This is a genomic window from Vibrio sp. 10N.247.311.51, from assembly GCF_041467855.1.
GTDB lineage: Bacteria > Pseudomonadota > Gammaproteobacteria > Enterobacterales > Vibrionaceae > Vibrio > Vibrio coralliirubri.
The window spans coordinates 159,593-172,935 of record NZ_JBFSVK010000001.1 but is presented as its reverse complement, the minus strand read 5'-3'; the positions used below and the strand labels follow the sequence as shown (position 1 = coordinate 172,935).

The 13,343-nt window shown below is 47.1% G+C and carries 9 protein-coding genes and 1 pseudogene; 8 read left to right on the top strand and 2 right to left on the bottom strand.

Annotated features, from left to right (window positions below; genetic code table 11):
• Positions 1-46: 46 nt before the first annotated feature.
• Positions 47-484 (top strand): annotated as a pseudogene (locus tag AB6E85_RS00785) (DoxX family protein).
• Between the two features lie 127 nt (positions 485-611).
• On the opposite strand, the gene AB6E85_RS00780 reads toward AB6E85_RS00785, so the two are convergent.
• Both AB6E85_RS00780 and aceB read right to left on the bottom strand, forming a co-directional pair.
• Positions 612-1,052: a heme-binding protein gene (locus AB6E85_RS00780; protein ID WP_008220964.1), complete on the bottom strand. Its 441-nt coding sequence runs from the start codon at positions 1,050-1,052 to the stop codon at positions 612-614.
• A 101-nt stretch (positions 1,053-1,153) separates the two neighbouring features.
• On the bottom strand, positions 1,154-2,779 hold the full coding sequence (gene aceB / locus AB6E85_RS00775) for a malate synthase A (protein ID WP_048613675.1): 1,626 nt from the start codon (positions 2,777-2,779) through the stop codon (positions 1,154-1,156).
• Between the two features lie 313 nt (positions 2,780-3,092).
• Between aceB and gcl the strand changes: the two genes are divergently transcribed.
• The 7 genes from gcl to AB6E85_RS00740 all read left to right on the top strand — a co-directional run bounded on the left by gcl (position 3,093) and on the right by AB6E85_RS00740 (position 13,199).
• Positions 3,093-4,865 carry a glyoxylate carboligase gene (gene gcl / locus AB6E85_RS00770; RefSeq protein ID WP_102297689.1) on the top strand — a complete coding sequence of 591 codons (1,773 nt, stop codon included), beginning with the start codon at positions 3,093-3,095 and terminating at the stop codon, positions 4,863-4,865.
• Positions 4,866-4,981: 116 nt separating this feature from the next.
• Positions 4,982-5,758, top strand: coding sequence for a hydroxypyruvate isomerase (gene hyi / locus AB6E85_RS00765; protein ID WP_017075254.1), 777 nt, complete (start codon positions 4,982-4,984; stop codon positions 5,756-5,758).
• Positions 5,759-5,795: 37 nt separating this feature from the next.
• Positions 5,796-6,692 carry a 2-hydroxy-3-oxopropionate reductase gene (locus AB6E85_RS00760; RefSeq protein WP_048611851.1) on the top strand — a complete coding sequence of 299 codons (897 nt, stop codon included), beginning with the start codon at positions 5,796-5,798 and terminating at the stop codon, positions 6,690-6,692.
• 242 nt (positions 6,693-6,934) lie between these two features.
• A complete protein-coding gene (locus tag AB6E85_RS00755) occupies positions 6,935-8,245 on the top strand; it encodes a glycerate kinase (RefSeq protein ID WP_372141028.1) in 1,311 nt (436 codons plus the stop codon).
• 147 nt (positions 8,246-8,392) lie between these two features.
• Positions 8,393-9,007: a TetR/AcrR family transcriptional regulator gene (locus tag AB6E85_RS00750; RefSeq protein WP_050647496.1), complete on the top strand. Its 615-nt coding sequence runs from the start codon at positions 8,393-8,395 to the stop codon at positions 9,005-9,007.
• Between the two features lie 350 nt (positions 9,008-9,357).
• Entirely contained in the window at positions 9,358-10,182 is an 825-nt protein-coding gene (locus AB6E85_RS00745) for an efflux RND transporter periplasmic adaptor subunit (RefSeq protein ID WP_372141027.1), read from the top strand.
• Positions 10,183-10,184: 2 nt separating this feature from the next.
• Positions 10,185-13,199, top strand: coding sequence for an efflux RND transporter permease subunit (locus AB6E85_RS00740; RefSeq protein WP_372141026.1), 3,015 nt, complete (start codon positions 10,185-10,187; stop codon positions 13,197-13,199).
• Positions 13,200-13,343: the final 144 nt, after the last annotated feature.

Here is a 13,343-nt window from a genome sequence, read left to right as displayed (position 1 = left end):
AAGTCGAATAACCTATTGGCAATGAAACTTACCAAGGCTTAGAACTATGAACACTAGATTGAACGACACACTGACTTTTTTCGCTCGCATTTTATTGGCTTACTTGTTTATTCAAGCCGGTTAGGGAAAGCTATTTAGCTATGAAGGAACGGCGGGATACATGGCATCTCAAGGCGTCAGCGCTTACTTGTTGCCTTTGGTTATCTTGCTTGAACTCGGTGGTGGGCTTGCGATTCTAGCTGGGTTTATGACTCGCTTTACAGCGTTCTCGATTGCGTTTTTCTCTTTGGCTTCCGGTGTTATGTTTCACTTCGACCCAAGTTCGTCGGGTCAAATGATTCACTTCTACAAAAATGTCTCTGTTGCTGGTGGGTATCTGGCGTTAGCGGTACTTGGCGCCGGATCGTTTAGTGTTGATTACTGGCTGTCTAACAAGTTGAAGGAAGACGCTAAATGGACGCGCTTAATGGTTCTTGTACGTTAGCGTTCTTTGTCTAACCACATGCTATTCGTTAGTGTTGTTGGCGCAACTTATGAATAAAAAACCGAAGCCTAATAGCTTCGGTTTTTTTGTTCTTGTTTAAGAACTTCAAGTATAGCGAATTGGCGAGTTAAGCTTGGAGCATCTCGTCACTGAACAGTTCTGCACAACCAATGCCGTTGATGGCGCAGCTTTCGTCGATGTCTGAGATGTCACCGCTGACACCAATCGCACCAAGTACCGTTTTATCTTTGTCTCGAATCAGTAGCCCCCCTGGCACTGGCACCATGTTACCGTGTGCGAGTACGTTTACGGCGGAGATGAATGCTGGTCGGTTGTCAGCATCTTGGGCGAGTTTTCTTGAGGAACAGCCCAGTGCGAGTGCTCCCCACGCTTTAGCGATCGCGATGTCTGGTCGCATCATGCTAGAGCCGTCTTGACGTTGCAAAGAAATCAGCTTGCCACCACTGTCTAAGACGGCGACCGTCAAAGGTTCTGTGTGGATCTTGTTTCCTGCTTTTAAGGTGCCATCGATGATGGTTAACGCTTGTTGTAGAGTCAAACTTCCCATGTTATCTCCTAGTTTATCAAGGGGCCATGTACCAAGCTAAGTCAGCCAATCATTACTCTTGTTGTGAATATCATCGACTGATTCAGCTCGGTACAAGAGTCCTAACTGGACTCTTGTAATAGCCCATAGCTGGGTAAAGTTAGGAAGGCAGCGAACTCGTCGGCTGTAGAAAGTTGATAGAAAAGATCGGCTGTCTCTTCAAATCGACCTGCTGCATAGCGCGAGTCTCCGACTTCATGTTTTATGGTGTCCAGCTCTTGGTAAAGCCAAGAGTGGAATAGTGATTTGGTAAAGGTTTGGCCATCATCGAGCGTTACCCCGTGATGGATCCATTGCCAGATATTGGCTCTCGAGATCTCAGCGGTGGCGGCATCTTCCATAAGGCCGTAGATAGGTACACAGCCGTAGCCTTGAATCCAAGCTTCGATGTAATACAGCGCGATGCGGATATTCTTACGAACGCCTGCTTCGTCGCGGCTGCCTTCACAAGGTTTTAGCAGAGAGTCTGCATTGATCACATGGTCTGGGCTTTGGAAGTCCATTTGGTTTACTTTGCCATCGAGGTGCTTATCGAATATCGACATCGCTAAATCAACCAGTGCAGGGTGCGCGACCCAAGTGCCATCGTGTCCGTTTTGAGATTCTCTCTGTTTGTCTTCAATGACTTTGGCCGTCACTCGCGCCATCTCTTGCGGGTCTTTCGCTGGAATAAAGGCTGACATACCACCCATCGCCAGTGCGCCACGAGCGTGACAAGTACGCACCAACAGTTGGCTATAGGCGTTGAGGAATTCTTGATCCATGCCGATGCCGTGACGATCTGGCAGGATGCGGTCTTTATGGTTCTTCAGCGTTTTGATGTAGCTGAAAATGTAATCCCAACGACCACAGTTCATTGCCACGATGTGATCACGCATTGCATACAAGATCTCTTCCATCTGGAACACGGCTGGTAGCGTTTCGATCAATACTGTCGCGCGAATGGTGCCTTTTGGTACATGGAAATAATTTTCGGTGAAGCTGAAAATATCGTCCCACCATTGTGCTTCTTCCATGCTTTCAAGTTTTGGAATGTAGTAGTAAACCCCCAAACCTTGTTGTGCACGTGATTGATAGTTGTGGAAAAAGTATAAGGCGAAGTCCATCAAGCAACCGCCGATAGGCTGATTGTTGAATTGAATGGACTGCTCAGGTAAATGAATACCACGTGGGCGGGCAATCAGCAGTGCAGGATCGTTGTTTAATTGGTAACTCTTCTGTTTCTTCTCATCGAAGTAACTAATGGTACCAAGGTTGGCATCTCTTAGGTTGATTTGCCCTTCGACCATATTGGCCCAAGTCGGGGAAGACGCGTCCTCAAAGCAACACATGAAGACTTTCGCGCCTGAGTTTAACGCGTTGATCACCATCTTTCTTTCGATAGGCCCGGTGATCTCTACGCGGCGATCGAGTAGCTCTGGTGGCGGTGTTGCCACTTTCCACTCTTTATTCTGACGAATGGAAATGGTGTCTTTTCTGAAATTGGGTAACTCACCCTCGTCATATTGAGCTTGTTTTACGTCGCGGTCACTTAGCAGGGCATGACGGCGATCTCCAAACTTATTGACGAGAGCTTCTAAGAATTTTAATGCATCTTTAGACAAGATCTCTTTGTACTCGGAGTTGTCCATATTCCCGAGTACCTGCATACACTGTACTTCTTCTCTCTCTTTTACGTCATTCATCATTGTTGTCTCCTTTGAACAATACGATGTCACTTTGTATACAAAATGCTCTTTTTAAGGGTATTTATATTGCATAAATTGTAAACAAGCAAAGGGTATTTAACATTTATTTATCATTTGGTCTTTTTGTGATTTATTTTTACGTAAAGATATTTTATGTAAAGCAATGAATTGTAAGCTTTTCAAGGTGGGTGCTTACTCAAAATGGCAGCTTGATGTAACGAAATTGTTTCATTTTGGGGTTGATAAATAGCGAGGATGGTTCATAGTACACAAAAGTTAGTTTAATTGTATACAATCTGAACTGGAGGTTCGAATGGCAATTATGAAAGCGATTGAAGCAGCGGTAGAGGTGCTTAAACGTGAAGGTGTAGACATCGCATTTGGTGTTCCCGGCGCAGCAATTAATCCTATGTATGCGGCTATGAAAAAGCTCGGAGGAATCGACCACGTCTTAGCTCGCCACGTAGAGGGTGCATCGCATATGGCCGAAGGGTACACGCGCACTAATCAAGACAATATTGGTGTGTGTATTGGTACCTCTGGCCCTGCGGGAACGGACATGATCACGGGTCTTTATTCTGCGTCTGCAGATTCGATTCCAATTCTATGCATCACAGGCCAAGCGCCACGTGCTCGTCTTCACAAAGAAGATTTCCAAGCGGTCGACATTGAATCTATCGCTAAGCCTGTGACTAAGTGGGCAACCACGGTACTGGAACCTGCTCAAGTGCCACGCGCATTTCAAAAAGCCTTTCATTTAATGCGTTCGGGTCGTCCGGGTCCAATCCTGATTGATCTACCGATTGATGTTCAGTTGGCTGAGATTGAATTTGATATCGATACCTATGAACCGCTAGAACCTTATAAGCCACAAGCGACACGCGCGCAGGTTGAGAAAGCATTAACCATGATGTCTCAATCGGAAAAACCGCTGATTGTATCCGGTGGTGGCGTGATTAACGCTGGCGCATCTGAATTGTTGCAACAGTTTGCCGAGATCACTGGTGTTCCTGTGATTCCAACCTTAATGGGTTGGGGATCGATCCCGGATGATCATGACTTAATGGCGGGCATGGTAGGGCTACAAACTTCTCACCGTTACGGTAACGAAACCATGCTTAACTCTGATTTTGTGTTTGGTGTCGGTAACCGTTGGGCAAACCGTCATACTGGCTCTGTGGATGTTTACACCGAAGGCCGTAAGTTCGTACATGTGGACATTGAACCAACCCAAATCGGTCGTGTGTTCTGCCCGGATTTAGGCATAGTCTCTGATGCGAAAGCTGCACTAGAGCTAATGGTTGAAGTGGCGCAAGAGTGGCGTGATGCTGGCAAGCTGCCGAACCGAAATGCTTGGGCAAGTGAGTGTCAGGAACGCAAGTCGACCATGCTGCGTAAAACCAATTTCGATGAAGCGCCAATGAAACCGATGCGTGTTTATGAAGAGATGAACAAGGCATTTGGTCGTGACACTTGTTATGTGAGCACCATTGGTTTGTCGCAAATCGCCGCCGCTCAGTTCCTGCATGTTTATAAGCCTCGTAACTGGATCAACTGTGGTCAAGCAGGTCCACTAGGTTGGACTACACCCGCTGCATTAGGCGTACGAGCGGCCGATCCAGATCGCGATATCGTTGCTATCTCTGGTGATTACGATTTCCAATTTATGATCGAAGAACTGGCAGTAGGTGCGCAATTCAACCTGCCATACATTCATGTGTTGGTGAACAACTCGTACTTAGGTTTGATTCGCCAAGCACAGCGCCAATTTGATATCGACTATTGTGTACAACTGGCGTTTGATAACCAGAATGCGCCAGAGCTTGAAGGCTACGGGGTTGACCATGTCGCGGTTGTTGAAGGTTTAGGTTGTAAGGCGATTCGAGTTCGTGAGCCTGAGCAAATTGCCGCTGCGTTTGAGCAAGCAAAAGAGCTGATGAACAAGCATAAAGTCCCAGTTGTTGTTGAGCTGATTCTTGAGCGAGTAACCAACATAGCGATGGGCGTTGAGATCAATGCCATCAACGAGTTTGAGCCACTTGCCGAAAGTCGCGGCGATGCCCCAACGGCGTTAGCGTACAAGTAATCATTAAGTTATGTGTATCCGTAGAGCTGAGGTTTAGCTCTACGGAAAAGCCTCCAATTGAGCGAGGCTTCACTAAACAGTCATAGTTTCACCAAATAAAGAATAAGGACAGAGTCATGGCAAAATTTGCAGCAAATTTGTCAATGTTATTCACGGAAGTTGATTTTATGGATCGCTTTGAAGCCGCCGCAGAAGCGGGCTTTCAAGGTGTGGAATACCTTTTCCCTTACGCTTTTGATGCTCAGGCAATCAAAGCAAAGCTCGACGCTAATAACCTAGAGCAAGTGCTATTTAACCTGCCTGCGGGTGATTGGGACGCTGGCGACCGTGGTATCGCGGTCGACCCAGCACGAGTAGAAGAGTTTCAAGCGGGTGTACCTAAAGCCATCGCTTACGCAAAAGCGCTCGGTTGTACTCAAGTGAATTGCTTGGCCGGGATTGTTCCGCAAGGTGTGACCCAACAAGATGCGCAATCGGCGTTTGTGATTAACCTGCATTACGCGGCGAACGCGCTAGCAGCAGAAGGCATCAGCCTAGTGATAGAGGCGATCAATACCCGTGATATTCCGGGCTTCTTCTTGAACACCACGGAGCAAGCCAAAGCGATCATCAAAGAGGTTGGGAGCGATAACCTTTCTATCCAATACGATATTTATCACATGCAAATTATGGAAGGCGATCTTACGCCGACCATGCAGCAGAACATTGGCCAAATCGCACACGTGCAACTGGCGGATAATCCAGGCCGACACGAACCGGGTACTGGCGAAATCAATTACCCATTCGTGCTCAATTATCTTGATGAACTTGGCTATCAAGGTTGGGTTGGCTGCGAATATAAGCCGAAAACAACAACGACAGAAGGCCTTGGTTGGCTGCACCAGTACCGTTAATTGCGTCTGGTAACCCTCAAACATTAAGGAGAGCAACATGTCTAAAATTGCATTTATCGGAACTGGCATCATGGGTAAACCTATGGCGAGTAATCTTCAAAAAGCAGGTCACGATTTGATTCTTTCGGATCATTTTAATGCAGCACCAGCTGATCTCGTTGCCGCTGGCGCAACAGTTTGTCATTCACCCGCGGAAGCGGCAGAGGCGGCGGATGTCATTATTCTAATGGTGCCGAATACACCTCAAGTGGAAGACGTCCTGTTTGGTGACAACGGCGTCGAACAAGGCCTCACCGCAGGTGGCGCTGCTGGAAAACTGGTTATCGATATGAGTTCTATCTCACCAATCGCGACCAAAGCCATTGCAGCGCGAATCAACGAAGGCGGCGCGTCATACCTTGATGCTCCGGTATCAGGTGGCGAAGTAGGCGCTATCAATGCAGCTCTGACTATCATGGTGGGCGGTGAGCAAGACGCCTTTGATAAAGCCCGTCCGCTATTTGAAATCATGGGTAAGAACATCACGCTGGTGGGTGATAACGGTGCAGGTCAAACGTGTAAAGTGGCTAACCAGATCATCGTTGCTCTGAATATCGAAGCGGTGTCTGAAGCCTTGGTATTTGCTTCAAAAGCCGGTGCCGATCCAGCACGCGTACGTCAGGCTCTATTGGGCGGCTTTGCTAACTCTAAGATCTTGGAAGTACACGGCGAGCGCATGGTTGAAGGCACCTTTGACCCTGGCTTTAGAATCTCACTTCACCAAAAAGACCTCAACTTAGCGCTAACGGGCGCGCAAGAGCTAGGGGTCGCACTGCCGAATACGGCGAATGCTCAGGAGTTGTTTGGCGAGTGTGCCGAAATGGGCGGTGAAGGTTGGGACCACTCTGCGCTTATCCAAGCGATAGAGAAACGCTCTGACCACTCGATTCGTTAATCTAGTTAACGGGTTGTCCGTTTAGTGGTTAATCAATCAACCGATTATCCGTTAATTAATTGGGGCTGCTATCGATTCGTAGCCCAAGAGTTTGTTTATAAATCGCGTAGTTTCGTCTCCTTTTATACGCGTTCCTGATACGAGGCAGAGGTTGAAGTTGTTCCTTTCCAACTTGATCTTAGCAGGCACCCTTTGGCCTTGTATCGGGGTTCTTTTTTTCTCCGTCAACTAAGGAGTGGCTGATGGACATTGATGCTAAGCAATTTCTGCAAACCCTTTTCTCAAGTGCTGTTAATCAGGCGCTACCTAAAAATCACATCGAACCTTTTCTCCCTCAAGACATTTTTTATCGTTCTGCTAATCAAGCCGGGCGTACTGTGGTGATAGGAGCAGGAAAAGCGGCCGCGTCAATGGCAGCAGAGCTTGAAGCGGTTTGGCAGGCAAAGAAACAACAAGACCTTGCACTGCGTGATCTTGAAGGCTTGGTGGTGACTCGGTATGAGCACACCGCCCATTGCGAACATATTGAGGTGATTGAAGCCGCGCACCCCGTGCCAGACGCGATGGGCTTAGAAGTGAGCCAGCGTATGCTGCAATTGGTGAGTGGCTTGAGTGCTGACGACACAGTGATTTGCCTACTGTCTGGCGGTGGCTCCGCTTTACTAAGTCTACCCGGTGGCGACATCAGCTTGGCAGAGAAGCAACAAATCAATAAAGCGCTGCTTAAGTCGGGCGCAGCCATTGATGAGATGAACTGCGTTCGTAAGCATTTATCGTCAATCAAAGGTGGGCGATTAGCGAAAGCTGCTTATCCAGCACGAGTGGTCTCTTTGGCGATTTCAGATGTACCGGGCGATGACATCAGTGTGATTGCATCGGGTCCGACCGTACCAGACACCACCACACGCTTTGATGCGATGGCAATACTGGAACGCTATCGAATTGAAACACCACCTTCGGCATTTGAATGGTTGAACAACCCTGAGTCAGAAACCGTGAAACCAGATGATGAGTGCTGGAAAAACGCCGAGCACCATATTATCGCCACCCCAATGTCAGCATTGGAATCTGCTGCTGCGGAGGCAGAAGGCTTGGGCATTCCTGCTTATGTGTTGAGTGATTGCATAGAGGGAGAAGCGCGAGATGTCGCGAAAGTTCACGCTGCACTGGCTAAGCAAGTGGCTAATCATAAGCACCCATTTGAGACGCCTTGCGTGATACTTTCCGGTGGCGAAACCACGGTAACCGTGAAAGGCAATGGTCGCGGTGGGCGTAATTGTGAATTCCTTTTAAGTTTGTATAACGAGTTAAAAGGGCAGGAAAACATATTCGCTTTAGCCGCTGATACTGATGGTATTGATGGTGTAGAAGACAATGCGGGCGCGTGGATCACACCTCAAACATGGCAACAAGGTACTCGCTTAACACTCAAAGCCGATGATTATCTAGAGGCGAATAATAGTTATGACTTTTTCAAGCAAACGGGCGTTCTGCTGACGACAGGGCCTACCCTGACTAACGTCAATGACTTCCGTGCAATATTGATTCTTTAGCAACCGGATAAAAGGGTCGCTCCTCAGTGCATAGGGGCGACCATTTTTTGTTATCAATGCGGTGGCCTTGAGTTCTTGAATTATCTTCTGGACTAATGAAGCACGTTGATTACTATGGTTTAAGTAATGAGCTGTAAAGGAAGTCATATGTCTAGGATCAGACAAAAGAATCAAGATTTAATCATCGAAGTGGCGTGCGAACAATTCGCTACTCATGGTTATGCCGCAACCAAAATGGCGGATATCGCGAAAGCGGCCGACATTCCCAAGCCTAACGTATTCTATTATTTCAGCTCTAAAGATAAGCTCTACAACGCTGTGCTTGAAACCGTCACTCAGCCATTACTTGAAGCGTCTCGTCCGATTGAAGAGCTCAGCGATCCTGTTGAGGCCCTATCCCAATATATTCAAACCAAGCTGATCATTTCTCGCGATCATCCACATGCCTCTAAGGTATTTGCCAATGAAGTGATGTCGGGTGCGAAAGTGTTGCCGAAAGAGATTGGTGACGAGCTGTATAAGCAATCCCAGATGATTCTTGATAAGTTCTCGACATGGTCAGCACAAGGCTTAATGGACGATGTTCCTGCACACCACCTGATGTTTACCATCTGGGCAGCCACCCAAACCTACGCCGATTTTGGCTGGCAGATTTGCAGTGTGATGCAGAAAGACCAACTCGATGATAAAGACTATGCCGATGCCGCTGAATTTATCACGCAGCTAGTGATTAAAGGCTGTGGTGTGAAAGGAAAAGCTTAGTTAGCTAGTCGAACTCAATTTCATAAAAATAAGGACATCACTCGATGTCCTTTTTTGTATGCGTTGTTTTATGGAAGAGTGACCTTTAGAAATCGGCAATAATGCGTTGTCGTTCGATATTGTCTTCAACAACCAAAATACGACTGCGTTCAAGCCTCTGTCCCACCCAAAGACCTGCCCTTATCAAAAATGTAGCCAACCTAAAATCATGTCGAACTTATCTCTAATGGATAGCGTTGATCAAAAAAATGAAATTTCATCAAATTCATTATAAATCTAGCATCGACTTTGACTTTAATTCGACAAAGTCAGTTCAATAATAGATTGCATCAATAGGTGAGGGTCGAATTATGAAAACTAAAATTATCGCGCTTGCAGCACTTCTCGGAGTTTTTACAACTCAAGTTTCAGCAACTCAAGCAACAGAGTTGATCGGCCATGTTCAAGGATTGAACAAACACAGTATTGTGGCTGAGGTGCCTGGCGTTGTTGAGATGAATAACCTTGAAGTGGGAGATGCTGTAAACCAACAGCAACTACTTGCTCAAATTAAAGCCGATGATTTTAAGTTTAGTGTTAACAAAGCGAAGGCCAATCTTGCGCTTGCAGAAGCGGATCTTGCATTACGAAAAGCAACCTATAATCGCTATCAAGCACTCATCAAAAAGAACAGCCTTTCAATAGGAGAGCTAGATACAGCACGTGCCGAGTTTCTTAGTGCCAAAGCGGCTGTTTCTGTTGCTCAAATTGACTATCAACAATCTCAAGTCGATCTCGAAAATACGCAAATTGAGTCTCTTATCTCGGGCTATATCTCTAACAAACCTGCGCAATCAGGCGCTTGGGTGAGTGAAGGTGATTTGCTCTATGAGGTAGTCAACATCGATAAAGTCACCTTGTCATTCATGGCGAGTGAGTATGACTTAAAGCATTTCACGGTAGGTCAGGAAGTGGTGGTGTGGTCTGAAACCAACTCAGAACTCAAGATGGAAGCGAACGTGCAGCGTATTGGTGTCGAGATGCAAAATCTGACCTACCCAGTCTTGGTTGAGATCACCAACCAAGGGCATAAATTTAAGCCGGGTATGTCGGTCTACGCCTCGACAGATCTTGCGGTGAAAAATGTCACAACAGCTCAAGCAACATCGGACTCGAACCAAGGTAAAGGGCAGTAGAGATGAACTTTTTAGCATACTTCGCGAATCGTCAATTTTTAGCTCGAATCATTACGGTAATGGTGTTGCTAACGGGTGCTATGTCGTTAATACAGCTCAATTTACAAGAGTATCCCGATGTTGCGATGGACACGGCGGAAATCGAAACCATCTATCCCGGTGCAACGGCTCAAGACATTGAACTCAACATCACCAACCCGATAGAGAAAGAGCTTCGCTCAGTGGATGGCATTGCCTATTTTTCGTCTGAATCATCAGAAGGGCGCTCTTTTATCGAGGTCGAATATCTACCCGGTGAAGACCCAGCGGTGATCTTGCGAGATATTCAGCAAGCGGTCGATCGAGTCGGAAACCTACCGAAAGATATAGATGCTCCACCGGTTGTGACTCAGCAGAAAACCTCTTCTTTGGATGTGTACCATTTTGGCGTGAGCTTATCAGACAGCAACACCGATCCCGCTTCATTGCAGCACTACGCGTATCAGCTAGAAAAGAGAATCAACAACCTTGGTGGCGTTGGTGCTATCAAGCTTTCTGGCTTTAACGATCGAGAGTTTTGGGTTGAAGTTGACCCGGAAAAAGCACGTCGTTACCAAGTTGCCTTCAATGACGTCAGTACCGCGATAGAGCAACACAATTTGTCGCAATCGGGTGGTTTTGTAGAGTCGTGGAGTCAAGAGCAGAAGATCGTCACCATGACCAAAGTGGCCTCGACCGGTGATATTTCTGACATCGTAATCAAAGCGCTGGATTCAGGTCAGGTCGTGCGTGTGTCTGATGTGGCAACGGTGATTGATACCTTTGCGCGAGCAACTGAAGATCCTGTTTTGAGCGGGAAAGAAGCGGTGATTTTCTCAATCACAAACAGTGGCAGCGCCGATGTGACTGCTACCATCGAAAGTATCAAAGCGTTGTTGGACAAAGAAAGCGAACGCATTGGTCATCAATTCATCTTCCAGACCAGCCTCGATCTTGGTAAAGATATGGGCGAGAAGTTCTCGATTGTAGCCGCCAATGGTGCAATCGGTCTGGTGTTGGTTTTGCTGATCTTGAGCATGATTCTGCAACGACGCGTCGCCTTTTGGGTGTCGGTTTCTATCCCGTTTTGTGTGTTCGGTGTGATGATGGTTTTGCCGATTATGGGGCTGAATTTAGACAGCCTCACATTGGCTGCATTGTTGTTGGTGATCGGCATTATCGTTGATGACTCAGTGATCATCGCGGAAAGTATTTTTCAAGAAAAAGAAGCGGGCAAGAAAGGTGTCGATGCTGCGGTGTCGGGGACGCTAAAGGTGATCAAGCCATTGATGGCGAGCCTAGTAACCACTGCCTTAGTGTTTATCCCGATGATGTTTATTCCGGGCACTATGGGCAAGGCGGTTGCTGTGATTCCGATTACCGTAATTGCAGCGCTCGTGTTCTCATTCATTGAATGTACGCTCACGCTGCCTGCACACTTGGCTTCTGCAAAAGAGAGCACCCCAAAACCTCAAGAAAAGGATCGATTTGAATGGATAGCGAACCACTACCGTTCGCTGCTCAATTTCGCCCTGAACTACAAGAAGTCAGTGATTGCATTGGCGTTGGTTGGCTTCGCCGTTTCTGGCTTTTTGGTGTCTTCGTTGAAAGTAGATATCTTCCCAACAGAAGCGGGTAAATACATTGAGGTGTACACCGAAGTGAAGGCAGGCACGCCGCTAAGCAAGGTGCGAGAAGCCCATCTGTCGATAGAGCAAGCGATCGAATCCCTGCCGGAAACGGAACTGGTTAGCTATGAATTGGTTTACTCATCACCGGTGTCGCAAGGCGTCATTAATTTAACGAACTTTGATCAGCGCAGCCGTTCAGCAGAACAGATTATTGCGGAACTTAATGAAGAGTTGAAAGTGGTGTCTGAAGGTATGTTTATTAAGTTCTCAATTGATGCTGGTGGTCCGCCTCCCGGTGAGCCTGTCGAGGTTCGAGTTCTTGGCGGAACCGAGAGCGAACGCAATCAAACCGTGGATTTGGTGATGGCTTGGCTAAAAGATTACCAAGGAGTGACAAGCGTCAATCATAGTGAGGAACTGAAAGATCCTCAGCTGAATATCGTTCCTCAATATCACTGGCTGGCGAAATACAACTTAACGGTGAGTGACTTATCGAATGCACTGCGAGTCGGCTTTGATGGAAACAGCGTGACATCCACTTGGCTTGGCGATCAAGAGGTCGATATTCGTGTGGTACTGGATGAGCAATTTCGCGATATCGAGAAACTGAAAACGACTAAAATCTACACCGCAGATGGGCATCAAGTACCACTGAGTCGATTAGCAACGGTTGAACAGATAGAAATTCCGCGTCTGATTAAGCATTACAACGGGAAGCGTGAAGTGACGGTATCAGCGGCTTTATCTGACGAGAGCATTAGCCCTGTCGCATTATCCGATGAGCTAATCACAGAGCTCAACGGTCAATACCCATCGAACGTGACCATCAGCGTTGGCGGCGAAGCAGAAAGCACCAACGAAACCATGAGTGGCTTTATGGTGGTCTTCCCTGCGGCGATGGTGGCGATCTATTTCGTGTTGGCGGTGATGTTTAACTCATTGTTGCAACCGCTGCTGATTATGGCGGTTATCCCGTTTGCGATTATGGCGTCTTTGATGGCACTCGTGGTTCACATGCAGCCGATGTCTTTGTTTGGTTTGATTGGTGTTCTCGGCATGACAGGCGTGGTGGTCAACAACTCACTAGTGCTGATTAACCGAATCAACGAGCTAAGAACCGAAGGTTTAGAGGCAATAGACGCCGTAACTCAAGCCGCGGCCAGTCGCCTGCGCCCGATTGTGATGACATCAGTGACCACGGTTGCTGGCTTACTTCCTCTGGCGTATGGGTTAGGCGGAACGGACGTGTTTATGGGGCCAATGTCGCTTACGCTGGGCTATGGTTTGTTGTTCTCTTTGCCAGTTGTGCTCTTGGTGATTCCTGCAATGTACGCGTTGTTCTTTTCTCGAGCTAACAGTAGTGAGTGATGACGCGCGGTTTTGTGACCTGTTGTGCAATAACTCATTTATCTTGAATTTGGCTCGATTAGGTATGCCATTTTATTTAAAGGTAAGGTTATAGTGTCGCAAAAATTTAGCGGTGCTCTTTTTTCTAAAAGAAAGGACTAACCT